The 24000-nt window shown below is 63.7% G+C and carries 19 protein-coding genes and 1 pseudogene; 8 read left to right on the top strand and 12 right to left on the bottom strand.

The genetic code is table 11. From position 1 onward, the window contains the following. Positions 1-17 precede the first annotated feature (17 nt). The 3 genes from RAD16_RS08800 to RAD16_RS08790 all read right to left on the bottom strand — a co-directional run bounded on the left by RAD16_RS08800 (position 18) and on the right by RAD16_RS08790 (position 5315). Positions 18-3287: a transglutaminase family protein gene (locus RAD16_RS08800; protein ID WP_458157486.1), complete on the bottom strand. Its 3270-nt coding sequence runs from the start codon at positions 3285-3287 to the stop codon at positions 18-20. 224 nt (positions 3288-3511) lie between these two features. Then, on the bottom strand, positions 3512-4816 hold the full coding sequence (locus tag RAD16_RS08795; protein WP_458157485.1) for a methyl-accepting chemotaxis protein: 1305 nt from the start codon (positions 4814-4816) through the stop codon (positions 3512-3514). Next, positions 4794-5315 (bottom strand): PAS domain-containing protein, encoded by a 522-nt coding sequence (locus RAD16_RS08790; protein WP_326899553.1) that lies wholly within the window; start codon positions 5313-5315, stop codon positions 4794-4796. The genes RAD16_RS08795 and RAD16_RS08790 overlap by 23 nt, the downstream gene beginning before the upstream one ends. Positions 5316-5842: 527 nt before the next feature. Between RAD16_RS08790 and RAD16_RS08785 the strand changes: the two genes are divergently transcribed. After that, positions 5843-6484: a hypothetical protein gene (locus RAD16_RS08785; RefSeq protein WP_458157484.1), complete on the top strand. Its 642-nt coding sequence runs from the start codon at positions 5843-5845 to the stop codon at positions 6482-6484. Positions 6485-6597: 113 nt separating this feature from the next. Continuing rightward, a complete protein-coding gene (locus RAD16_RS08780; RefSeq protein ID WP_458157483.1) occupies positions 6598-7785 on the top strand; it encodes a tetratricopeptide repeat protein in 1188 nt (395 codons plus the stop codon). Positions 7786-8007: 222 nt separating this feature from the next. On the opposite strand, the gene RAD16_RS08775 is transcribed toward RAD16_RS08780, so the two are convergent. The 8 genes from RAD16_RS08775 to hpaR form a co-directional block, all read right to left on the bottom strand. Further along, positions 8008-8526 carry a transcription termination/antitermination NusG family protein gene (locus RAD16_RS08775; RefSeq protein ID WP_458157482.1) on the bottom strand — a complete coding sequence of 173 codons (519 nt, stop codon included), beginning with the start codon at positions 8524-8526 and terminating at the stop codon, positions 8008-8010. Between the two features lie 219 nt (positions 8527-8745). After that, complete coding sequence (locus RAD16_RS08770; RefSeq protein ID WP_458157481.1) at positions 8746-10269, bottom strand: UxaA family hydrolase; 1524 nt, start codon at positions 10267-10269, stop codon at positions 8746-8748. A gap of 93 nt (positions 10270-10362) precedes the next feature. After that, on the bottom strand, positions 10363-11139 hold the full coding sequence (locus tag RAD16_RS08765) for an HpcH/HpaI aldolase family protein (RefSeq protein ID WP_458157480.1): 777 nt from the start codon (positions 11137-11139) through the stop codon (positions 10363-10365). A gap of 252 nt (positions 11140-11391) precedes the next feature. Next, a complete protein-coding gene (locus RAD16_RS08760) occupies positions 11392-12120 on the bottom strand; it encodes an ABC transporter ATP-binding protein (RefSeq protein ID WP_458157479.1) in 729 nt (242 codons plus the stop codon). Then, positions 12120-13898, bottom strand: a complete 1779-nt coding sequence (locus RAD16_RS08755) for a branched-chain amino acid ABC transporter ATP-binding protein/permease (protein ID WP_458157478.1) — start codon at positions 13896-13898, stop codon at positions 12120-12122. The genes RAD16_RS08760 and RAD16_RS08755 overlap by 1 nt, the downstream gene beginning before the upstream one ends. Continuing rightward, the gene (locus RAD16_RS08750; RefSeq protein ID WP_458157477.1) at positions 13895-14767 is read right to left on the bottom strand and encodes a branched-chain amino acid ABC transporter permease; all 873 of its coding nucleotides are present in this window, start codon (positions 14765-14767) and stop codon (positions 13895-13897) included. The genes RAD16_RS08755 and RAD16_RS08750 overlap by 4 nt, the downstream gene beginning before the upstream one ends. An 84-nt stretch (positions 14768-14851) precedes the next feature. Further along, positions 14852-15997 (bottom strand): ABC transporter substrate-binding protein, encoded by a 1146-nt coding sequence (locus tag RAD16_RS08745; protein ID WP_458157476.1) that lies wholly within the window; start codon positions 15995-15997, stop codon positions 14852-14854. A 293-nt stretch (positions 15998-16290) separates the two neighbouring features. Beyond that, complete coding sequence (hpaR, locus tag RAD16_RS08740) at positions 16291-16809, bottom strand: homoprotocatechuate degradation operon regulator HpaR (protein WP_458157475.1); 519 nt, start codon at positions 16807-16809, stop codon at positions 16291-16293. A gap of 111 nt (positions 16810-16920) precedes the next feature. On the opposite strand from hpaR, the gene hpaH reads away from it, so the two are divergent. The 6 genes and pseudogenes from hpaH (at position 16921) to RAD16_RS08710 (ending at position 23316) form a co-directional block, all read left to right on the top strand. Next, entirely contained in the window at positions 16921-17727 is an 807-nt protein-coding gene (gene hpaH / locus RAD16_RS08735) for a 2-oxo-hept-4-ene-1,7-dioate hydratase (protein ID WP_458157474.1), read from the top strand. Positions 17728-17756: 29 nt separating this feature from the next. Then, a complete protein-coding gene (locus RAD16_RS08730; protein WP_458157473.1) occupies positions 17757-18155 on the top strand; it encodes a 5-carboxymethyl-2-hydroxymuconate isomerase in 399 nt (132 codons plus the stop codon). Next, entirely contained in the window at positions 18148-19686 is a 1539-nt protein-coding gene (hpaE, locus tag RAD16_RS08725; protein ID WP_458157472.1) for a 5-carboxymethyl-2-hydroxymuconate semialdehyde dehydrogenase, read from the top strand. Before RAD16_RS08730 ends, hpaE begins: the two co-directional genes overlap by 8 nt. A 127-nt stretch (positions 19687-19813) precedes the next feature. Next, the gene (gene hpaD, locus RAD16_RS08720) at positions 19814-20797 is read left to right on the top strand and encodes a 3,4-dihydroxyphenylacetate 2,3-dioxygenase (protein ID WP_458157471.1); all 984 of its coding nucleotides are present in this window, start codon (positions 19814-19816) and stop codon (positions 20795-20797) included. Next, complete coding sequence (locus tag RAD16_RS08715) at positions 20797-21666, top strand: fumarylacetoacetate hydrolase family protein (RefSeq protein WP_458157470.1); 870 nt, start codon at positions 20797-20799, stop codon at positions 21664-21666. The genes hpaD and RAD16_RS08715 overlap by 1 nt, the downstream gene beginning before the upstream one ends. Positions 21667-21691: 25 nt before the next feature. Continuing rightward, a pseudogene (locus tag RAD16_RS08710) lies at positions 21692-23316 on the top strand (thiamine pyrophosphate-dependent enzyme). A gap of 25 nt (positions 23317-23341) precedes the next feature. Here RAD16_RS08710 and alkB read toward each other — a convergent pair. Continuing rightward, a complete protein-coding gene (alkB, locus tag RAD16_RS08705; RefSeq protein WP_458157469.1) occupies positions 23342-23995 on the bottom strand; it encodes a DNA oxidative demethylase AlkB in 654 nt (217 codons plus the stop codon). Between the last annotated feature and the right edge of the window lie 5 nt (positions 23996-24000).

Raw genomic sequence — 24000 nt, 5'->3', positions numbered from 1 at the left:
CTGCCCCACCATCATACTCATTGCAGGAGCGGGGTCCGCAAGTCGAGGGTCAGCGGAAACTCATTTGTGCGTTCCTCGGGCGGCGGCTGCATTGGACCCGGCGTATGGCCGTGGTCCTGGAAGCGCGCCAGCCGCCTCGCCTCGGCCTCATAGGTGTTGACCGGCTTGGTGTCGTAGCTGCGGCCGCCGGGATGGGCGACGTGGTAGACGCAGCCGCCGAGCGAACGGCCGTTCCAGGTGTCGATCAGGTCGAAGGTCAGCGGCGCGTGGACCGGAATGGTCGGATGCAGGCCGGAGGCCGGCTGCCAGGCCTTGAAGCGGACGCCGGCCACGGCCTCGGCCGAGCGGCCGGTCGAGGTCATCGGCAAGCGGCGGCCGTTGCAGGTGACGATGTGGCGGCCTTCGACAAAGCCTTCCGCCTTGACCTGGAGCCGCTCGACCGAGGAGTCGACATAGCGCACCGTGCCGCCGGCCGAGCCCTCCTCGCCCAGCACGTGCCAGGGCTCGAGCGCCTGCCGCAGCTCCAGCGTCACGCCGCCATGATGGATGCGGCCGAAGGCGGGGAAGCGGAACTCGAGCTGGGCCAGATACCATTCCGGCTCGAACGGATAGCCGAACGCCTTCAGCTCGGTGAGCACGTCGAGAAAATCTTCCCAGATGAAATGCGGCAGCATGAAGCGGTCATGCAGCGCGGTGCCCCAGCGCACGAACTTGCCCTGTTGCGGCTCGCGCCACATCTTCGCGATCAGCGCGCGGATCAGAAGCTGCTGTGCGAGCGACATGCGCGGATCGGGCGGCATCTCGAGCGCGCGGAATTCGACGAGGCCGAGCCGGCCGGTTGGGCCCTCCGGCGAATACAGCTTGTCGATGCAGATCTCGGCGCGGTGGGTGTTGCCGGTGATGTCGACGAGCAGATGCCGGAACAGCCGGTCCACCAGCCAAAGGGGCGTCTGGTAGCCCGGCGGCGGCACGTGCGAGAGCGCGATCTCGAGCTCGTAGATGCTGTCGTGGCGGGCTTCGTCAATGCGCGGCGCCTGGCTGGTCGGGCCGATGAACAGGCCGGAGAAGAAATAGGACAGCGACGGATGCCGCTGCCAGTACAGCACGAGGCTCTTCAGGAGATCAGGACGGCGCAGGAACGGCGAGTCCTGCGGGCTCGAGCCGCCGACCACGACGTGATTGCCGCCGCCGGTGCCGGTGTGGCGGCCGTCGACCAGGAAGCGGTTGGCGCCGAGGCGCACCTTGGCCGCGTCCTCATAAAGGCCGGAGGTGATCTCGACCGCATCGCGCCAGCTCTTGGCCGGCTGGATGTTGACCTCGATCACGCCAGGGTCCGGCGTCACCTTGATCACCTCGATGCGCGGATCGAACGGCGGCGGATAGCCCTCGACATGGACCTGGAGCTGCATCTCCTCGGCCGTGGCTTCGAGCGCCGCGACCAGTTCGAGATAATCCTCGATACGCTCGACCGGCGGCATGAACGCGCAGATCACGCCGTCGCGGACTTCGATCGACATCGCGGTGCGGACGGGGACGGACGTGTTGAGCTTCTCGGGCGCCTCCCGCGGCGGCGATTTCGGGCGCGCGGGAGCCGTGAACACCGGCAGCTTGCCACGCGACTCCATCGGGTCCTGCTCGATGATGTAGGGATATTGATTGGGCGGCACGTAGCCGAGCGAGCCGATCGGCAAGCGCAGACCGAGCGGTGAATCGCCCGGCATCAGAAACAGGTGAGTGCGCCGGAGCGGCCAGCGTTCGCTGCGCCAGCGCGGCGGCGCATTCCAGCGCTGGATCGGCAGCACGAAGCCGCGTGGCGTGTTCAGGCCCTCGTCGAACACCCGCGCCATGCGGGCGCGCGCCTCGGGATCGGACAGTTTGGAATCGGCGGGATCGACGTTAACGGGAAGCTCGGCTTCCTTCTTCAGCCAATAGGCCGGATCCTCATAGGCCGGCATGATGTAGCCGTGGTCGAGGCCGAGCCGCGCGGCGGTGCCTTCCATGAAGGCTTCGGCATCCCTGACCTCGGGCCGCCGCGGATTCTCGATCTTGGCGATGAGGTCGGCGTTCTTCCAGATCGGCACGCCGTCCTTGCGCCAGTAGAGCCCGAAGGCCCAGCGCGGCAGGCTCTCGCCCGGATACCATTTGCCCTGGCCATAATGCAGCAAGCCGCCGGGCGCGAAGCGATCGCGCAGGCGCCGGATCAGATCGTCGCCGAGCGCGCGCTTGGTCGGGCCGACCGCTTCCGTATTCCACTCGCCCGCTTCGAGATCGTCGACCGAAACGAAGGTCGGCTCGCCGCCCATGGTGAGCCGCACGTCCTGCGCGGCGAGATCGCCGTCGACCTGCTCGCCGAGATCGTTGAGCCGCGCCCAGGATTCGTCCGAGAACGGCTTTGTGATGCGCGGCGCCTCGCGGATGCGCTTGACGCTCATGTCGAACGCGAACTCGACCTCGGCAAAGCCGGCGCCGCCGGAGATCGGCGCCGCCGAGCGATAATGCGGTGTCGCGGCAACAGGGATATGCCCCTCGCCCGCGAGCATGCCGGAGGTGGCGTCGAACCCGATCCAGCCGGCGCCCGGCAGATAGACTTCCGCCCAGGCGTGCAGGTCGGTGAAATCGTTTTCGACCTCGGGTGGTCCCTCGATCGGATCGATGTCGGGGCGGATCTGAATCAGATAGCCGGAGACGAAACGCGCGGCGAGGCCGAGATGACGGAAAGTCTGGATCAGGAGCCAGGCGGAGTCGCGGCACGAGCCGGCGCAGGAGGTCAGCGTCTCCTCCGGCGTCTGCACGCCCGGCTCCATCCGGATGATGTAGCGGATCTTCTTCTGCAGCTCCCTGTTGAGATCGACCAGGAAGTTGACGGTGTTGGGCGCATCGTGCGGGATCGTGTCGAGATATTTCGCGAACAGGCGATCGGGCTTGATGGTCTCGAGATAGGGCGCGAGCTCGGTCTTGAGATCCTTCGGATACTCGAACGGAAAGCTGTCGGCGTAGGGCTCGACGAAGAAGTCGAACGGGTTGACCACGGTCATCTGCGCCGTGAAGTCGACCTCGAATTTCAGCTCGGTGGTCTTCTCCGGAAAGACGTAGCGGGCGAGCCAGTTGCCCTGCGGATCCTGCTGCCAGTTCACGAAGTGGTTGGCTGGCGTGACCTTGAGCGAATAGCTAAGGATCGGCGTGCGCGTATGCGGCGCCGGCCGCAGGCGGATGGTCTGCGGGCCAAGATCGATCGGGCGGTCGTATTTGTAGTGCGTGACGTGGTGTAATGCGACGTAGATCGACACGGGGTGCGGTGCTCCAGCAGCTTTTTTGAGCAGAACACCTGACGTCAATGCGATCAAGCACTAACAACGGGCAGAGGGTGCCTAGGAAGTATCCCCGTTGTCCTCGGAGCGACCACCTAGCAGGTAGGAGTTTGGCGCCCTGAAGCCTCCACGGCGTCATGGCCGGGCTAGTCCCGGGCATGACGACCTCTTGTGGATCTACGTACTACTTTCGCGGCGCGGCCTCATGCCGCCGAGGTCAGCCGCTGCAAAAACTGCGTCACCTCGCGGCGGAGCGTCTCGACTTCGCCGTGGACGCGCTCGGAGGCGCTGTTGACGCGGCTGGCGACGCGGCCGGTGTCGGCGGCGGCTTCGCTGATGCCGGTGACGTTGGAAGAGACCCGCGAGGTGCCGGCCGAGGCTTCCTGGACGTTGCGGGCGATCTCGCGGGTGGCGAGACCCTGCTGCTCGATCGAGGTCGCGATTGAGGCGGTAATGCCGTTGATCTCGGCAATGGTCTGCGCGATCGCCTCGACGGCCGTGACCGAATTGGTGGTCGATTGCTGCATCTCGCCGACCTTGGCGCTGATCTCTTCAGTCGCCTTCGCGGTCTGGTTGGCGAGGCTCTTGACCTCGGCGGCCACCACCGCAAAGCCGCGGCCGGCCTCGCCTGCCCGCGCCGCCTCGATGGTGGCGTTGAGCGCCAGAAGGTTGGTCTGCGAGGCGATCTCGCTGATCAGCTTGACGACGTCGCCGATCCGCATCGCGGCGTCCGCGAGCGTGCGGATCTCGCTGCCGGCGCGGTTGGCCTCGTTCACCGCACGTCCCGTGCTCGCGGTCGAGCCGGTCACCTGGCGGCCGATCTCGGCGATCGAGGACGCGAGCTGCTCGGCGGCGCTGGCGACGGTCGCGACGTTGCGCGAGGCCTGGTCGGAGGCGCTGAGCACACCCGAGGTCTGCCGGCTGGTCTTCTCGGCTGCCGCCGCCATCTGGCCGGCGTCGGTTTCGAGATCGGTCGCGGCGCCCATCAGCGTGCCCGCGACCTGGTCGAGATGCGTGCCGAACTGTTTTGCGAGGTCGGCGATCTCGACGACGCGGCGACCGAGGCTGTCGGTGCCGGCATTGATGACGACGGCCGAACGGCGGAACGAGCCGGGCAGACCGCGCGCGAGGATCTTTCGGAAATGCTTGCCGCGGCTGGCATAGTCCATCGATGCCGAGGCCTCGCGCAGGTAGGCATCGGTGATGTCGAGCATGTCGTTGACGGATTTCTGGATCGCCCCGATCCGTCCGGCCTGACGATCGCTCAGGATGCGAGCTTCGAGATCACCGCGCGCCGCCTTGCGGCAGACATCGGCGACCTCATCGACGGCGATCGCCGTGCGATGCTGGCACCAGACCGCGTAGCCGAGCAGCGCGACGGTCGCACCGAGCAGTGCCGCACCGGCAATTCCCGTCACGCCGAGAAGCGAGAGGGCGAACGCAACGACAGCAAGAACACACGCGAGCGCGGTCGCTCCCTGCGCCTTAGAGAGAGAGCACAAATTCATCGTAACCGACACCCTGTTGCTTCAGTAGTCCGACCATCGCATCGAAGCTCGCGCGCATGCCGTCCTTGGCATTGGCGTGCCGCGCCTCTTCCGCGCACAGCGTCTTGTAGATCGGCTTGATACGCTCGATCTGCGCCGGATCCGGCTTGCGGCGGTTGGAGTGGTAGCCGACGATATTGCCGCGTTCGTCGAAGGTCGGCGTGACGTGGGCAAACACCCAGTAATGGCTGCCGTCCTTCGCCAGATTGACGACGTAGGCGAAGATCTCCTGCTTGGACTGGAGCGTGTCCCAGAGCAGCTTGAAGACGCAGCGCGGCATGTCGGGATGACGGATCATGCTGTGGGGCGCGCCCATCAGCTCCGCGTAGGAATATTTGGCCATGCGGACGAAGACGTCGTTGGCGTAGGTGATGCGGCCTTTCAGATCGGTCTTCGAGACGATCAGCTCCTCTTCACCGAGGAGATTTTCCACGCCAGTTGGCCGTACCGCATGCGTCATCGTTGACGAATCCTGTCGAAGGGCGAACGTCCCCCGAAAGGAGTCGGGCTCGCATCGCACAAGGATTACGACAGGAATTATTAATCATAAGTGAGCACGAGAACACGTGCGGTTACGCGGGAGCCTGTAGGATTGCCTACTCGTGGCCGGATTTTCGCTGGAGGGACCCGTCGGCGGTGTTGCGCCAAGCCTTTCGGCAGTCGCGACGTTCTCGACTGAACCGCCGCGAGATCAGCGGTCCGCAGAGAGTTTGAGGAAAGTGAAGTAGGTCACATTCGCCACGCAAATTGAGGGCTATAAGCTTGAGGAGTGCTACTTGCGATTGACGAGCAGGTGCACTAGGATCACTGGTTTCCACCAATGGAGGCGTGAAATGAAATCGCTTCTGTTCGCATTGATTGTAGGCCTATTTGTTTTCGGCGGCCTCTGTGCCCCGATCAGCCCTGCGGTGTCCTACGCACTGGCTGATCCAAAGTAGCTAGCAGCGCGGCTGCCAGCGGCATTTTAGAGTTTGACCCGAGAGCTTCATGATGGAGACTCTCATGCTTCCTCTATTTGCGACCTTTTTCTTGGCGACGGCCTGGATAGCAATTCCCTTGGTTCCGGCGATGATTTTCCATCGCGTCTGCCCCGAGATGATCATCTTCGCTTCCGGCAAAGTGCCTGGAACGGATCTCAAGCTAAATGCCGCTGGAGCCGTCGCCGTCTATTTCGTCGTGCTCTTTCTGCTCATGTATCAGCTGGTGGGTACGGCAACCAAGGATATCGCAAATCTAGGCAAGCCCTATTGGGAGATCACAGGCAGGTTGTACTTCCTTGACGGCACCAGAGTTGTTGCGCCGACAGACCAGCTGTTGCGCATCATGGAGTTGAAGGCAGATCCCAGCAATCTGTCTCACAATGGTAGCCTAGTAACATTGAAAATACCCGAGGAAACCGCCCGAGCGTTTCCAACGATAGACATTTCCTTTCCCGAAACTGAATGGGTCGCAAAGTTAGATTTGACCGAGACAACAATCCCGTGGTGGAAGTTTTGGGGGCACACCAATAACAAGATGAAAATCGATCCTCTGTACAAACAGATCGACGTTTCAAGGATCGAGGTGAATAAGCTGCCGCGTCGCGGAACCTATAATTCGCTCCAGCCAAACGATCGCCCCGACCCGTAAAATTGCGATATTGACTGAGGTGGCCGCAGCAAATTCGTTTCAGTAGAACGTGCGCGCTAGCCCGATTTGGGTGTACAGTAGAGATGCGGTTGCCTCACTACCGGAGGTGCGCAATGAATAGACTCTCATCTCTGGCGCCTGCTGGGCTCTTCAGCAAAGTGAAAACGCTTTCTGCGCGGTCGGCATGTGCCAACCGCCGAATGCGACGAAGGCCCGACAAGGTTGCGGCTTTGCTTGTCGTCGCGCTTGCAAGCTCATTCTCGTCCCGCGTTGCGATATCGGCAGGAGATCTCTCCGCGTGCTTCCAGGAAGATGCCGCCACCGCTATCTCTGCATGTTCGACTTTTCTGGAGTCTGGAGACGGGTCGGCGGGCGCCAAGTCGCAAGCCTATATCCTGAGAGGCAATGCCTATGAGAAAAGAGGAGACTACAACAAGGCTCTCAAAGACTTTGATAGCGCGATAAAAATCGTTCCGAGCAATCCTATCGCGCTGTACAACAGGGGCAATATCGAGACAAGCTTGGGCCAATATGATAAGGCGATCGACGACTACACCCAAGCGATTGCGCTAGATCCGCAGTACGCCAGAGCGTTTAACAACCGCTGCTTCGCATATAACGCCCGAGGAAAACGTGCCGAAGGGCCGATGACTGGGGATCCTCAAGGTAAAGGTGTCAGCGATTTCGAGAAGGCGGCAGCCGACTGCCGCCGCGCGATTGCGCTTGATCCGATGCAGACGAAATATTTCCTGGGATTGGGTAACGCGCTCGGCAGCGCCGGGAGCACCAAGGATCTTCACACGGCGATAGAAAACTACGATCTCGCAATCCGCCTGGATGCTCAGAACTCTAACGCATTCGTGGGACGGTGTAACGTAGACTTAAAAATGAACGAGTTTGCCCGTGCAGTCACCGACTGCAGCGAAGCCATCAAACTCGATAAACTTGATCCGATCCCATGGAACAACCGATGCTGGGCCCGAACGATCATCGGAGCCGAGCTTCAGGAGGCGTTGTCTGATTGCAACGAGGCGCTCAAGCTCCAACCGAATGATCCGTACGTGTTAGACAGCCGTGCGCTTACGCATCTCAAATCGGGTCGGTGGGACGATGCTATTGCCGACTATGACAAGGCACTCTCATTTCAAAGAGGTCGAGCGTCATCGCTATATGGACGAGGTCTTGCCAAGGAGAAGATAAGTGAGGGAAGCGGCAAGCAAGATGTTGAGGCGGCGATAGCGGCGGACTCGACGATCAGCCAAAAGTATCGGACCTATGGCGTAGACTCCGGCACGCAGTAGCTTCAAGAGCTGCTGTCGCATCGGGGGCCTAGGCGCCGCCCCAGATCCTCGACCTACTTGGCGCCACGCTACGACCTTGTTTCGCTAAAAAGCAATCCACGGAACGGTCTACCCGGACATCAAGGACCCGACCTGACATCTCAGCTCGAGCCGCCTTAGGACACATTGAGGGATTGATGAAGCTCTGTTTCGCTTCGAACCGCCTACATCCGTTCCGCTTGCTCACCTGGAGCCGGTACTAGGGAGGCCAAGAAGTCTTCGCAATGCCTGATTCCGTTTTGCGGCGTCAATGGAGCGAAGTTGGACCATACAACTTTCCAACCGCTTCGTGCTCGCGCATTTGTTGTGATGCAGTCGTTTCTTGTCCGCTGCAGAGGTCCAGCGCTGCCCGTTCTCGACCGCCTGCACGAGGTTGATCTCTTCATCGTTCAGCGAGCCGACCACACTGGCTCCCTCGATCGACGCTAACCTGCCGTAGTTCCCGGGAACGCTCCACAGGAACACGAAAACGTAGCCTGGAAACATCGGGCCCCGTTTCAGGACCTTTCGGCTCTTGGCGATGACCGTCTCCGAGTACCGCGGCACATAGATGCCGAAGTGCCTGCGCTGCAGCTCGGTCTCCACTTCGCGAGACCGAACCTCGACAACGGCCCACTTCCCTTCGACATCGTCCGCAAGCCGCACAATGCGCGGATCTCCAGACCAATACGGCCGCGCCACCTTCGCCAACTTCGTCGTCATCCAACATCTCGATCTGCCCACCGATGTGTTGGCACTTCCCGGCCCTGCGGCCGGTTCGAGAAACGGTACCGGTCGGGTACCGTTTCTCCGGGAGGATTGATGGGAGCTTGCCTGAGGCCCCTCAACGATCCTCCCGTCTCAAGAAAACATTGCGAGACAAGGCTTTCTTGAATCCTCGCGCGTCCTGCATATTTCCGCAGCGAGGTGCGTCCGGCGCGATTACATCGTCGCGCCGAGCACCCAGGGCGCGAACTCGGCGCCGCCGAAATCGAAGCTCTCGCTCTTGGTCGGCTGGCCCGAGGCGGTCTTCAGGATGAGATCGAAGATGCGCTGGCCGCACTCCTGCACGCTCTCCTCGCCTTCGAGGATGGTGCCGCAATTGACGTCCATATCCTCTTCCATGCGCTTGTACATGGGCGTGTTGGTGGCGAGCTTGATCGAGGGCGCGGGCTTGCAGCCGAACACGCTGCCGCGGCCGGTGGTGAAGCAGACCAGATTGGCGCCGCCGGCGACCTGCCCGGTTGCCGCGACAGGGTCGTAGCCGGGCGTGTCCATGAAGACAAAACCCTTCTTGGTGATCGGCTCGGCATAGCGCAGCACCTCGACGAGGTTGGTGGTGCCGGCCTTGGCCATCGCGCCGAGCGATTTCTCCAGAATCGTGGTGAGGCCGCCGGCCTTGTTGCCGGGGCTCGGATTGGCGTTCATCTCGGCGCCTTCGCGCTCGGTGTATTCGTCCCACCAGCGCATCAGGTCGACCAGCTTCTCGCCGACCTCACGGCTGACGGCGCGGCGCGTCAACAGGTGCTCGGCGCCGTAGGTCTCGGGCGTTTCCGACAGGATCACTGTGCCGCCGTGGCGCACGATGAGATCGCTCGCCGCACCCAGCGCCGGGTTCGCCGACACGCCGGAATAGCCGTCGGAGCCGCCGCATTGCAGGGCGACCGTGAGCTCACTCGCGGGCACGCTCTCGCGCTTGACCTTGTTGGCGTCGCCAAGCGCCTCGCGCACGAAGGCGATGCCGGCCTCGACCGTCTTGCGGGTGCCGCCGACTTCCTGGATGTCCATCGCGCGCAGGCGGCCGGCGAGCTTCTGCTCTTCCATCAGCCCGCCGATCTGGTTCACCTCGCAGCCGAGGCCGAGCACGATGACGTGGGAGAAATTGACGTGCCGCGCGTAGCCGCCGAGCGTGCGGCGGAGCAGCGCCAACGGCTCGTTCTGCGTCATGCCGCAGCCGGTCTTGTGGGTCAGCGCGACGACACCGTCGACATTGGGGAATTCGGCCAGCGGATTGTCGCCGGTGAAGGGATTCTTCTTGAAGACGTCGGCGACGAGGCTTGCGACATGCGCGCTGCAATTCACCGAGGTCAGGATGCCGATATAGTTGCGCGTGGCGACGCGGCCATCGGGACGGCGGATGCCTTCGAAGGTCGCCGGCAGGTCGAAATTCGGCGTCGGCTTGACGTCGGCGCAATAGGCATAGTCCTTGGCGAAATCGCCCATGCCGCAATTCTGCACGTGCACGTGCTGGCCCGGCGCGATCGGAATGGTCGCAAAGCCGATGATCTGGCCGTAGCGGATGACGGGCTCGCCCACCGCGATCGGCTTGATCGCGACCTTGTGGCCGGAGGGAATGCGCTCGACCGTGGTCACGCCGTCGGCGACCACCGTCCCCGGCGGCAGGCTCGCGCGCGCGATCAGCACGCCATCATCGGGATGCAGGCGGATGACGGGGCTGATGGTCATGGGTCTCTCCTTCGGCGAATAGTGAGTAGCGAGTGGCGAATGGAAAAGGGGAGCAGCACCATTCGCTACTCCCCATTCGCCATTCGCGAGTTGTCAGGCCTTGCCGCCGGAATCCTTGCGGGTCGCGTTGACCTGCATCTTGGCGTAGGTCGTCATCAGGCCGACCTCGTTCGAGAGCGTCACCAGCTTGAAGCCCATGTTGATGGCGCGCGCTGCACCTTCCGCGCCGCTGCAATGGATGCCCGGGTTGAGGCCGCGCTTGCCGCATTCCTTGATGATCTTCTCGTAGATCGCGAGAATCTCGGGCTCGCTGCGGTCGAGCTTGGGCTCGAGGCCGTAGGAGAAGCCGAGGTCGGACGGGCCGATATAGACGCCGTCGATACCCTCGACATCGAGGATCGCTTCCATGTTCTCGACCGCGGTCTTCGTCTCCATCATCGGCAGCAGGATGGTGTCGGCATTCGCGGTCTTCTGATAGGAGCCGGCGGTGCCGTACATGCCGGCGCGGATCGGGCCGTTGGAGCGGACGCCCTGTGGCGGATACTTCGAATAGGAGACGAGGTTCCTGGCTTCCTGCGCCGTGTTGACCATCGGGCAGATCACGCCATAGGCGCCGCCGTCGAGCACCTTGCCGATGATGCCGGGCTCGTTCCAGGGCACGCGGACCATCGGGGTGACCGGGTGCTTGTCCATGGCCTGGAAGCACTGCACCATCGACAGATAGTCCTGCACGCCGTGTTGCATGTCCACCGTGACGCTGTCGAAGCCGCATTGCGCGACCATTTCGGCCGAGAAGCCGGAGGGTATCGCCAGCCACGCGTTGACCACGGCCTTGCCCGACTTCCAGATTTCCTTGACCTTGTTCGCCACGTTGCCTTCCTTCTTCGTTGTTTGAGCCTTCGTCACCATGACGAGCGCCGCGACAGCACGACCTCGCTGTTACCGCGAACCGGCTCGCCGCGCTACGCTCGCAATGACGCAAGACCTATGCGCTGGTCCACTGGATGCTGCCTTGCGGGCGGCGACAGTATCGCCGCCCGGGTTCGTCCGGCAAGGGGATGCCTCCCAAGGCGCTCGGCCGGGGTTTTCCGCCCGGAAACGGCATCCCGATGACGGAACCGGTCAAGCACTCGCCTTGGCATGGCCGCCGAGATAGGCGGCGCGGATCGCTTCATTGCCCCAGAGCTCGTCGGGCTTGCCGCCGAGCACGATGCGGCCGGTCTCGAGCACATAGCCGTAATCGGCCACCGACAGGCCCATGCGCGCGTTCTGCTCGACCAGCAAGACCGTGGTGTTGCGGCGGATCTCGGAGATGATCTTGAACACGGCCTGCACGATGACCGGTGCAAGGCCGAGCGACGGCTCATCGAGCAGCAACAGCCGCGGCTTGGCCATGAGCCCGCGCGCGACCGCCACCATCTGCAACTGGCCGCCGGACAAGGTCCAGCCGAGCGCATTGGTGAACTTGCGGATATCCGGGAACAGGTCGAACATCGCATCGGCCTCGCGCGAGATCTCCGAGGTCGAAGCCCGGCGGTTGGACGCGCCGAGCATGATGTTCTCTTTCACTGTGAGTCCCGGGAAGACGCGGCGTCCCTCGGGCACGTGGCTGATGCCCATGCGGACTATGGCCTCCGGGCCGAGGCCCGCGATCGACTTGCCGTCGAACATGATGTCGCCGGAGGTCGGCTTGGCGAGGCCGGAGATGGCGCGCAGGGTCGTGGACTTGCCGGCGCCGTTGGCGCCCAGCAGCGTCACCACCTGCCCCTGCTCCACGGCGCAGGTGACGCCGCGCAGCGCTTCGATCTCGCCGTAGCGCACGACAAGGTTGCGGATTTCGAGCAACGGCATCATTCGCTCCCGAGATAGGCGGAGACGACGTCGGGATGACGCAGCACGGCCATGGATTCGCCGTCCGCGATGCGGCGTCCGAAGTTGAGCACGGTGATGTGCTGGGCCGCTTCCGAGACCAGCGTCATGTCGTGATCGATGATCAGGATGGTGAGGCCCTGCGCGGCGATACGCTTCAGCAGCTCGTGCAGCTCCAGCTTCTCGGTCGAGTTCAAGCCGGCCGCGGGCTCGTCGAGCAGCAGCAGCGTCGGGTTCGAGGCGAGCGCACGCGCGATCTCGATCAGGCGCTGATGGCCGTAGGAGAAGCTCGAAATCAGCTCGTTGGCACGGCTGCCGAGACCGACGAAGGTGAGCGCCTCCATCGCACGCTCGGTCAGGGCGTCGTCGCCCTTCCCGACCATGGTGTTGCCGGGCCGCTCCGCGCCGATCTCGACGTTTTCAAGCGCCGTCATCGAGCGGAACAGGCGGATGTTCTGGAAGGTGCGCCCCAGGCCCGCAGCCGTGCGCTGATGCGGCGGCATGTGGGTGATGTCGGTCCCGTCGAGCACGATCTTGCCTGCGGTGGCCTCATAGAGACCCGAGAGCACGTTGAGCGTCGTGGTCTTGCCCGAGCCGTTCGGCCCGATCAGCGCATGCACGCCGCCGCGCTTCACCGCGATATCGACGCCGTCGACGGCCTTGAGGCCACCGAAATGCTTCGACAGGCCGGTGACTTCCAGCACCGTATCGCCACCGATCGTCGCAGGCTTCAACTGCAGCGCGGCCGCGACCGGAGGTGCCTTGGTCTTGGCGCGCCAGCGCGTGAAGGCATCGGCGACAAAGCCCCAGATGCCGTCGGGCATGAAGCGGATGATCAGGATCACGAACAGGCCGTAGATCGCGAGATACAGGCCCGGCACGCTCTTGAGAAAGCGCAGCCATTCCGGGATCAGGATCAGCAGGCCGGTGCCGATCGCAGATCCGATCGGCGAAGCCACGCCGCCGAGCAGCGACATGGTCAGGAACACGATCGATTCCGCGAAGGAGAATTGATCGGGGCTGACATAGGCGAAACCGCCGGCGAACAGGCCGCCCGCGAGGCCGCCGAGCAGCGCGCACAGCGCGAACGCGTAGATCTTGGTGCGGAAGACGTCGATGCCGTTGACGCCGGCCGCAAGCTCGTTATCGCGCACGGCACGCATGGCGCGACCGAGCTTGGTGTCGGCGAGATGCCAGACGAGGTAGCCGACGATCGCCAGCATCGCGACGCAGAAGGCGAGATAGCTCTGCGACGACTGGAACAGCTCCGGGCGCTTGATGTTGGGCACGCCGTCGGGACCGTGCGTCAGCCAGATCGCGTTGATCATGACCAGCGTCACGATCTGCTGGAACGAGATCGTCACCATCGCGAGGTAATGGCCGCCGAGCCGCAAGGTCGACATGCCGAGGAAGGCACCCGCGAGCAGCGAGATCAGGCAGCCGCCGACGAGGCAGAGCCAGAAGCTGACATGCAGGTCGGTCGTGCCGATGCCGACCGCGTAGGCGCCGAGGCCGAAGAACGCGGCCTGCGCCAGATTGATCTGGCCGCACAGGCCGAGCACGACCGAGAGGCCGAACACCGCGATCGAGAACGTGGTGGCCTGCAGCAGGATGTTGTGGACGTACCCGTCGAAGCGCATGGTCGCGGCGAGCGCGACCAGGATCGCTGCGCCGATAAAGTAAGGCAAATGCCGGACCAGCAGCGGCTTCGAATGGATGGCGGGTGCCGGGATCGGCATGTTGTCGCTGGGAGCGCTCATGCTTTTTCCGCCACGCGTTCGCCGAAGATGCCCTGCGGCCGGAAGATCAGGAAGGCGACCAGCACCAGGAAGGCAAAGCCGTCCTTGTAGGGCACCGAAATGTAGGCCGCGCCAAACGTCTCGATCACGCCGAGCGCGAGACCGCCAATGATGGCGCCGGCGACGTCGCCGAAGCCGCCGATGATGGTGGCCGCGAACGCCTTCAGCGCGATGGTCGAGCCCATCTGGATCGAGACGAACAGCACGGGTGCGACGAGGATGCCGGCAAGGCCGCCGAGCACAGCCGAATAGATGAAGGTGATCATGATCATGGTGGACACGGAGATGCCGAGCAGCGAGGCCATCTCCTTGTCCTGCGAGGTCGCCTGCAGCTTCTTGCCGAGCAGCGTCTTCTCGAAGAACCAGAAATTGAAGATCACGAGGCAGATCGTGACGCCGATGATCAAGAGATACTGGCTGTCGAGATAGACCGGGCCGAGCTGAATGCCCGGTGTATCGAACCAGCCCTGCAGCACCTGCGGCTGCGGGCCGTAGATCGCGAGCACGGAGTTCGCCAGCAGGATCGAAGCGCCGATGGTGGCGATGATCACGGGCAGATAGGTGCGGTGGCGCAGCGGATAATAGACGCCGAGATTGAAGATGACACCGAGCAGTGCCATGCCGAGCAGCGCGACGATGAAGGCCGCCCAATAGGGCAGACCGGCCTCGACCGCGACGACCATCAGATAGGCCGCGACCATGGAGAACTCGCCCTGGGCGAAGTTCACCACGTTGGTGGCACGGAAGATCAGCACGAAGCCGAGCGCGACGAGCGCGTAGACGGCGCCGATACCGATGCCGGTAAAGAGCAATTGGAGGGCGAGATCCATGACAAGCGTTCTGTTGGAGATCGGATAGGTTCGACAAAGGACGTCACGACCTCCCCGACCGGCATCGGGGAGGTCGTTTCAACGTCAGTCGTTGAACTCGATGTGCTTGTCGAAGACGATGGTGCCCTTGTCGTTCTTCACGATGTTATAGCCGTGCAGACCATCGCCGTTCTGGTCGAAATTGTATTCGCCTTCGGCACCGGCGAACTTCTTGGTTGCCAGGATGGCTTCGCGGATCTTGGCGGGATCGGTCGAGCCGGCATTGTTGATGGCCTGCGCCAGCACGTTGATCGCATCGAACGTCCAGGAGCTCTGGTTGTCGGGCGCGACCTTGACCGCATCGCGGTAGATCTTGCCGAATGCCTTGGAGCCTTCGCTGGAATCCTCGGCATAGTCGGCGACGCCATAGGTGTTGTAGAGCGCGGGGCCGGCGAGCTTCAGCGCGGTGATGTTGACGATCGAGGGCGAACCGACCCACGGAATGTTGACGCCGAGCTGACGGAGCTGGCGGGCGAAGATGCCGAGGTCGTTCTCGAAGGTGAAGTAGGATCCGAGGATGTCGGCGCCCGACTGCTTGATCGCGAGCACGACCGGGGTGAAATCCTGGCTCTGGTTGGCGTAGCCCTGATCGAGCACGGGCGGCGCGCCCAGCTTGGTCAGCGCTTCCGTCAGCGCCTTGCCGCCGGCGGTGCCGAACGCGTCGGTCGAGTGCAGCACGGCCCATTTCTTCTTCGCCAGCGTGTTGACGCCGTATTCGGCGATGACGCGGCCGGAATAGCTGTCATTGGGGCGGCAGCGGAACAGCCACTGATTGCCCATATGGGTGAGGTTCGGATCGGTGCCGCCGATCATCACCGGCTTGCCGAGCTTGATAACGTCGGGCGCCATCGCGTGCACCTGGGTCGAGCGGATCGAGCCGAGGAACCCGACGATGTCGGACTGTGCGGCGAGCTTGGAGAATGCGAGCACGATGCCGGGATTGGTGGTCTGGTCGTCCTCGACGATCAACTCACCCTGCTTCCCCAGGATACCGCCGGCCTTGTTGACGGCCTCGAGCGCGAGCTTGGCGCCCTTGATGGCATAGCCGCCGGATTCAGCGGCGGGACCCGTGACGGGCGCGCACATGCCGATCTTGATGGTGGCGCCCTGCGCATTTGCGCTCTTGATGAGGTATGGCGCGGCAATGCCGGCAGCAATTCCGGCCGCAAAATCGCGTCTCGTCAGTCTCATTCATTCCTCCCTGGGGCCGGGCTTCCTTGTCGGCCCTTCTTGGTTTGGCTTTGTTACTGAATACAGAGCCGGATGCTACTTACGGATTCTCCCGGCGTGAGTAAATTGATATTGAGATGTCATCGACTAAGTGCGGAGAACGCGCGCCCGCTTGTGACTAACACCAGCAGCGATGATCTATTCTCGGCGATTTCCAGAGGGCTTTTCGCGCATTTCGCATCGCGCGCGCTGCTCGCGCTTTAGGCAAAGACGACAGTCATGCGCAGCGAGCAAGTCATCATGCAAATTTGCCGTTACGTCTCATCCGTGACGTCGTCACTCGTGCCGGTGGAAGCAAGGCACAACTCCAACTGTCCGAGCATTTCCTGCAACTCGGCGAGCTTGCGCGCGCCGAAGCGCTGCGTGATCTCGGCATAGATCGCTTCCGAGGACGGCGCGACCAGCGCCATCAGCTTCACACCCTCCTTCGAGATCGAGACCATGCTGCGGCGCTGGTCAGTCTTGGCGGTCTTGCGCTCGATCAGATTGCGCGCCTCGAGATCGCGCAGGATGCGCGACAGGCTGGGACCGAGGAGAAATGCGGTGCGCGCGAGTTCCGTCACCTCCGCCGCCTCGATCGAGGCGAGCGCGCGCAGGATGCGCCATTGCTGCTCAGTCAGGCCGTGCTCGCGCAGATTGGGGCGAAACTGCCGCATCACGGCTTCGCGTGCCCTCAGCAGCGACATCGGCAGCGAGCGCGAGAAGTCGCGCATCGGCACTTGTCGCGCGGCAGCCGCTTGTCCGTTCGCGGGATCGGCCGGTCTCTTCGTCATGACGCCCTTTCAGATCGCAAAACGTTTGCGGTGCAGCAAGCCAATTTCCGTTTGACGCATTCACTTAACATGTTAAGCATTTCCCGGCACCACGATTTTGGTAGACCGCCAATGGCGCTTTCCAACGACGATATCCAAGCTTGCGCGAGGCGTCTGCACCAGGCGGAAAAGACCCGCGTGCAGATCCGGCAGCTCTCGCGGGATTTCCCCGACATCACCATCGCCGATGCCTACGCGATTCAGAAGGCATGGGTCGACGTCAAGGTCGCCGAGGGGCGCGTCGTCAAGGGCCACAAGATCGGCCTGACCTCGAAGGCGATGCAGAGCGCGCTCAATATCGACGAGCCTGATTCCGGCGTGCTGCTCGACGACATGTTCTTCGCCGATGGCGGCCTCGTCCCGACCGAGCGCTTCATCGCCACGCGCGTCGAAGCCGAGCTCGCCTTCGTCATGAGCAAGCGCTTGTCTGGGCCGGACTGCACGATGTTCGACGTGCTCAACGCCACCGACTTCGTCGTGCCGGCGCTGGAAATCCTGGACACGCGGATCGAGCGCGTCGATCCCAAGACCAAGGCGACGCGCAAAATCTACGACACCATTGCCGACAATGCGGCGAATGCCGGCATCGTGCTCGGGGGACGGCCGATCCGTCCGCTCGACGCGGATTTGCGCTGGATCGGCGCGCTGTGTTTCAAGAATGGACAGTTGGAAGAAACCGGGCTTGCCGCCGGCGTGCTCAATCACCCTGCGACAGCCGTGGCCTGGCTCGCCAACAAGATCGCGCCGCTTGGCCTTGCGCTGGAGCCGGGACAGGTCGTGCTCGCGGGGTCCTTCATCCGTCCGATCGAGACCCGCAAGGGCGACACAATTCAGGCGGATTATGGCGCCTACGGCTCGGTCAGCTGCTACTTCGCCTGAACGATAAAAATACAGGGAGTGAAACCGCGATGCCGCATTTCACGATCGAATATTCGGCCAATCTCGACAGCCGTCTCGACATCGGCGCGGTCTGCGAGGTCGTGCGCAAGGCTGCGGTCGAGACCGGCATCTTCCCGCTCGGCGGCATCCGCGTCCGCGCCGTCAGGTGCGAGCATTATGCGATCGCGGATGCGCGGCAGGATTACGGCTTCCTCGACATGGTGCTGCGCATCGGCGAGGGCCGCGATCTTCCGACGCGGCAGAAGGCCGGCGAGCACGTCTTCCAGGCGCTGTCAAAACATCTCGATCCCGTCTTCGCCGCCAGCAAGTTCGCTTTGTCCTTCGACATGCAGATCAACGACAAGGACACGAGCTGGAAGCGCAACAACATCCACGACGCCCTGAAAGTGGAGGCCGCAAATGGATAAGCCCACGCCGAAATCCGATGTGTTCCAAGCCAATCGCGACCGCGTCGCGCCGCTGCTGAAGAAGCTGCGCGCCGACGGCATCGGTCACATGATCGACGGCAAGACCGTCGCCTCGATTTCCGGCGAGACCTTCGAGACGAGGTCGCCAGTCGATGGCGCGGTGCTCGCAACCGTTGCGCGCGGTAACGCCGAGGACATCGACGCAGCGGCCACGGCCGCTTCCCTCGCCTTCAAGTCGTGGCGCGACATGGGACCGGCGATGCGGCGCAAGCTGCTGCATCGCGTCGCGGACGCGATCGAGGACAATGCCGACGACATCGCAGTGCTCGAATGCATCGACACCGGCCAGGCCTATCGCTTCATGGCCAAGGCCGCGATCCGCGCCGCCGAAAACTTCCGTTTCTTCGCCGACAAATGCGCTGAGGCGCGCGACGGCCTCAACACGCCGAGCGACGAGCACTGGAATATCTCCACCCGCGTGCCGATCGGCCCGGTCGGCGTGATCACGCCGTGGAACACGCCGTTCATGCTCTCGACCTGGAAGATCGCGCCAGCGCTGGCGGCCGGCTGCACCGTCGTGCACAAACCGGCCGAGTGGTCGCCGGTGACGGCTTCCATCCTCGCGAGACTGGTCAAGGAAGCCGGCGTGCCCGACGGCGTGCTCAACACCGTCCACGGTTTTGGCGAGGAGGCCGGCAAGGCGCTGACCGAGCATCCCGCGATCAAGGCGATCGGCTTCGTCGGCGAAAGCGCGACGGGCTCGGCGATCATGGTTCAGGGCGCGCCCACCCTGAAGCGCGTGCATTTCGAGCTCGGCGGCAAGAATCCGGTGATCGTGTTCGACGACGCCGATCTCGATCGCGCGCTCGATGCCGTCGTGTTCATGATCTACTCGCTCAACGGCGAGCGCTGCACCTCGTCGAGCCGCCTGCTGATCCAGCAGAGCATCGCGGACAAGTTCGTGGAGAAGCTGACGGCGCGCGTGAAGGCGCTGAAAGTCGGCCATCCCCTCGATCCCGCCACCGAGATCGGGCCGCTGATCCACGAACGCCATTTGGCAAAGGTCTGCTCCTATTTCGACGTCGCGCGGCAGGACGGCGCGACCATCGCGGTCGGCGGCAAGGCCTATGACGGCCCCGGCGGCGGGCATTATGTCGAGCCGACGCTGGTCACCGGCGCGAGCGGCAAGATGCGCGTGGCGCAGGAGGAGGTGTTCGGCCCCTTCCTCACCGTGCTGCCGTTCAAGGACGAGGCACAGGCGATCGAGATCGCCAACGACATCCGCTATGGCCTGACCGGCTATGTCTGGACCAATGACGTCGGCCGCGCGTTGCGCGTTGCCGACGCGCTCGAGGCCGGCATGATCTGGCTGAACTCGGAGAACGTCCGCCATCTGCCGACGCCGTTCGGCGGCATGAAGGCCTCGGGCATCGGCCGCGACGGCGGCGACTACTCGTTCGACTTCTACATGGAAACCAAGCACGTCTCGCTGGCGCGGGGCACGCACAAGATTCAAAAACTGGGAATTTAGGGAAACGGTCATTCCGGGGCGCGACGAAGTCGCGAGCCCGGAATCCATATTCACCAGCCGGGGTTATGGATCCCGGGCCTGGCCCTGCGGGCCATCCCGGGATGACGAGACGAGAGGGGAAACGCCAATGCCCGTACCGCAACACATCTTCGAGCCGCCGTTCAACATCATTCGCTCCAGCCACGTCGTGCTCGACGTGACCGATCTGAAGCTGAGCCGCGAGTTCTACGAGACCACCGTCGGCCTGCATGTCGAGGATGCCGACAACAATGTCGTCTACCTGCGCGCCGCCGAAGAGCATCAGCATCACTCGCTGGTGCTGCGGAAGGCCGCAGTGCCGGCCTGCGCGCGGCTGGGATTCAAGGTCGGCAACGACGGGGATCTCGACAAGGCCGCTGCCTTCCTCTCCGAGAACGGTTTGAGCTACGCGTTCGTCGACCAGCCCTTCCAGGGCCGCACGCTGCAGTTCACCGACCCCTTCGGCTTCCAGATCGAGCTCTATGCGTCGATGGAGCGCCGGCCGCATCTGCTCCGCCGCTACGACCTCTACAGGGGGTGCCACCCGCAGCGGCTCGACCATTTCAATGTCTTCGCCGCCGAGGTACAGGACACCGTCGAATTCTATGCGCGGCTCGGCTTCCGTCTCACCGAATATGCCGAGGAGGATGGACCGAACGGTCGCATCGCCGCAGCCTGGATGCATCGCAAGGGCAACGTCCACGATTTCGCGATCACCAACGGCAAGGGCCCTCGCCTGCACCATTTCGCGTACTGGACGCCGACGGCGATGAACATCATCCATCTCTGCGACGTCATGGCCTCGCAGGGTTTCGTGAAGAACATCGAACGCGGTCCGGGACGTCACGGCATCTCGAACGCGTTCTTCCTCTACGTGCGCGATCCCGACGGACATCGCCTCGAGCTCTACACCAGCGACTATTTTACCGGCGATCACGACCACGAGCCGCTGCGCTGGTCGCTGCGCGATCCGCGCCGCCAGACGCTGTGGGGCGCACCGGCGCCGCGCTCCTGGTTCGAGCAGGGCTCGCCCTTCACGGGCCAGGCGGTGCGCGAGCCGAAGTTTGTCGCCGACGTGCTGGTGGCTGACTAATGAAGCTCCCTCGCCTCGCCACCTATTCCGTCAAGGGTGACATCCGCTACGGCGCCGTCCTCGAAGGCGGCATCGTCGATCTCTCCCCCCGCTACGGCAAGGACTATCCGACGCTGCGCGAGGTGATCGCGGCCGGAAAGCTCGCAAGCCTTGCCGAGGAAGCCGCCGGCCGTTCGCCGGATCACGCGCTCTCGGATATCATTTGGCTGCCGCCGGTGCCGACGCCGGAGAAGATCATCTGCATCGGCGTCAACTATCCCGACCGCAACGCCGAGTACAAGGACGGCCAGGACGCGCCGAAATATCCGAGCATGTTCATGCGCTCGCCCCGCTCCTTCGTCGGCCACGACACGCCGCTGGTGCGCCCGCGTGCATCGAGCCAGCTCGACTACGAAGGCGAGATCGTGCTGGTGATCGGCAAACCCGGCCGGCACATTTCGGAAAGCGCGGCGCTCGACCACATCGCCGCGCTCACGCTCTGCAACGAAGGCTCGGTGCGCGACTGGCTGCGCCACGCCAAGTTCAACGTCACGCAAGGCAAGAACTTTGATTCCAGCGGCAGCCTCGGGCCTTGGCTCGTGCCGTACACAAGGGAAGCGCAGATCGCGGACATCCGTCTCACCACGCATGTCAACGGTGAGCTGAGGCAGGACGATCGTACCAGCCGGCTGATGTTTCCGTTCCGTTATCTCATCAGCTATATCTCGACCTTCGCAACGCTCGTCCCCGGCGACATCATCGTCACGGGCACGCCGACGGGTGCCGGCGCGCGGTTCGATCCGCCGCGTTATCTCAAGCCCGGCGACGTCGTCGAGGTCGCGGCCGAAGGCATCGGAGCTTTGCGCAACGGTGTCGTCGACGAAGCCTGATGAACAATGGAAGTGGAATAGTGCAATGACCACCCTCACCGGCGGCGAAGCGATCGTAAGCGGGCTTGTCGCCCATGGCGTCGACACCGTGTTCGGCCTGCCCGGCGCGCAGATCTACGGCCTGTTCGATGCCTTCCACCAGGCCCAGCTCAAGGTGATCGGCGCGCGGCACGAGCAGGCTTGCGGCTACATGGCGTTCGGTTATGCGCGCGCGAGCGGCAAGCCCGGCGTGTTCAGCGTGGTGCCCGGCCCCGGCGTGCTCAATGCCAGCGCGGCGCTGCTCACCGCCTATGGCTGCAACGAGCCGGTGCTGTGCGTGACAGGCCAGGTGCCGACGCAATTCCTGGGCAAGGGCCGCGGCCATCTGCACGAGATGCCGGACCAGCTCGCAACCTTGCGCACCTATGTGAAATGGGCCGACCGCATCGAGCATCCCGGCAATGCGCCGACCACCGTGGCGCGCGCATTCCAGGAGATGACGTCGGGCCGGCGCGGTCCCGCCTCGGTCGAAATGCCCTGGGACATCTTTACGCAGCGCGCGGACACCCGTGCGGCACAGGTGCTGAGCCGCTGCCCGCGCCGCGGCCCGATCCCGACGTGATCAAGCAGGCGGCCGCGCTGATCAAAGCGAGCAAGGCGCCGATGATCTTCGTCGGCAGCGGCGCGATCGAAGCGCGCGAGGAGATCCTCGCGCTCGCCGAGATGATCGATGCACCCGTCGTCGCCTTCCGCAGCGGCCGCGGCATCGTCTCCAATGCGCACGAGCTCGGCCTCACCATGGCTGCCGCCTACAAGCTGTGGCCGAAGACGGACCTCATGATCGGCATCGGCTCGCGGCTGGAGCTGCCGACGATGTCGCGCTGGCCTTACCGGCCAGACGGTCTGAAAAGCATCCGCATCGACATCGATCCAGTTGAGATGCGGCGCTTCATCTCCGACACCGCCATCGTTGCCGACGCGAAATCCGCGACTGCCGATCTCGCCGCCGCCGTCAGCAAGGCCGGCTACAGCAAGACCACCGGCCGCCGCGCCGCGATCCGCGAGGCGACTGCGGCTGCGCAGCAAGAGATCCAGCGCATCCAGCCGCAGATGGCGTATCTCAACATCCTGCGCGAGGTGCTGCCGGCGAATGCGATCGTCACCGACGAATTGTCGCAGTTCGGCTTCGCCTCCTGGTACGGCTTTCCGGTCTACGAGCCGCGCACCTTCATCACGTCGGGCTATCAAGGCACGCTCGGCTCGGGCTTCCCGACCGCGCTCGGGGCCAAAGTAGCGAACCCCGACAAACCGGTGGTGGCGATCACCGGCGACGGCGGCTTCATGTTCGGCGTACAGGAGCTTGCCACCGCCGTGCAATTCAACATCGGCGTGGTGACGCTGGTGTTCAACAACAACGCATACGGCAATGTCCGCCGCGACCAGCGTGAACGCTTTGACGGCCGCGTGGTGGCGTCTGATCTGGTCAACCCGGATTTCGTCAAGCTCGCGGAGTCCTTTGGTGTGGCGGCCGCGCGCGTCACTGCGCCGCACCAGTTCAAGGCAGCCATGGAGAAGGCGCTTAGCCACGGCGGGCCGTATCTGATCTCGGTCGAGGTGACCAGGGATTCGGAAGTCAGCCCCTGGGCGTTCATTCATCCGCCGAAGCCGTAATCAACGCACCGTGGGAGAAGGAAGATCAGCGCGTCCTGCGAAACGTCAGATTGATCCGCTTCCGGCCGAGCAATGGATGCTCACCTTCCGCGAGCGGCGCGACGCCGTGATAGGCCAGCCGGCTCGGCCCGCCCCAGACCACGACATCGCCATGGACGAGCCGGAAGCGGCGCGGCTTGTCGCTACGCGCCATGCCGCCGAACAGGAAGGTCGCGGGCAGGCCGAGCGAGACCGAGACGATCGGCGCCGAATAATCCAGCTCGTCCTTGTCCTGATGCAGCGTCAGCCGCGTGCCGGGCTCGTAGCGATTGACGAGGCAGGCGTCGGGCGCGAAGTCTTGAAAGCCGCCCTGCTCCGCCGCGCCACGGGCGAGATCGCGGAGCACCGGCGGCATCGCCGGCCACGGCGCACCGGTTCGCGGGTCGATCGGGTCATAGCGGTAGCCGGTGTGATCGGTGATCCAACCGCGCTCGCCGCAATTGGTCATGGCGACCGACATCAAATGGCCGCCGGGCGTGGTCATCCGACGGAACGGCGATTGCGCCACGATGGCGCGCGCCGCTTCGATCAGCTCGCTCTCGATCGGCTTGACGAAGCCGCGCAGCAGCACCGCGCCCTCGGCGATCTCCTCGCGCGACGGCTGCGCCTCGGCAACGCTGTCGAACAAATCAGCAGTCAATCGCA

The organism is Bradyrhizobium sp. 18BD (assembly GCF_054185225.1).
This window is presented reverse-complemented; position numbering and strand designations above follow the sequence as displayed.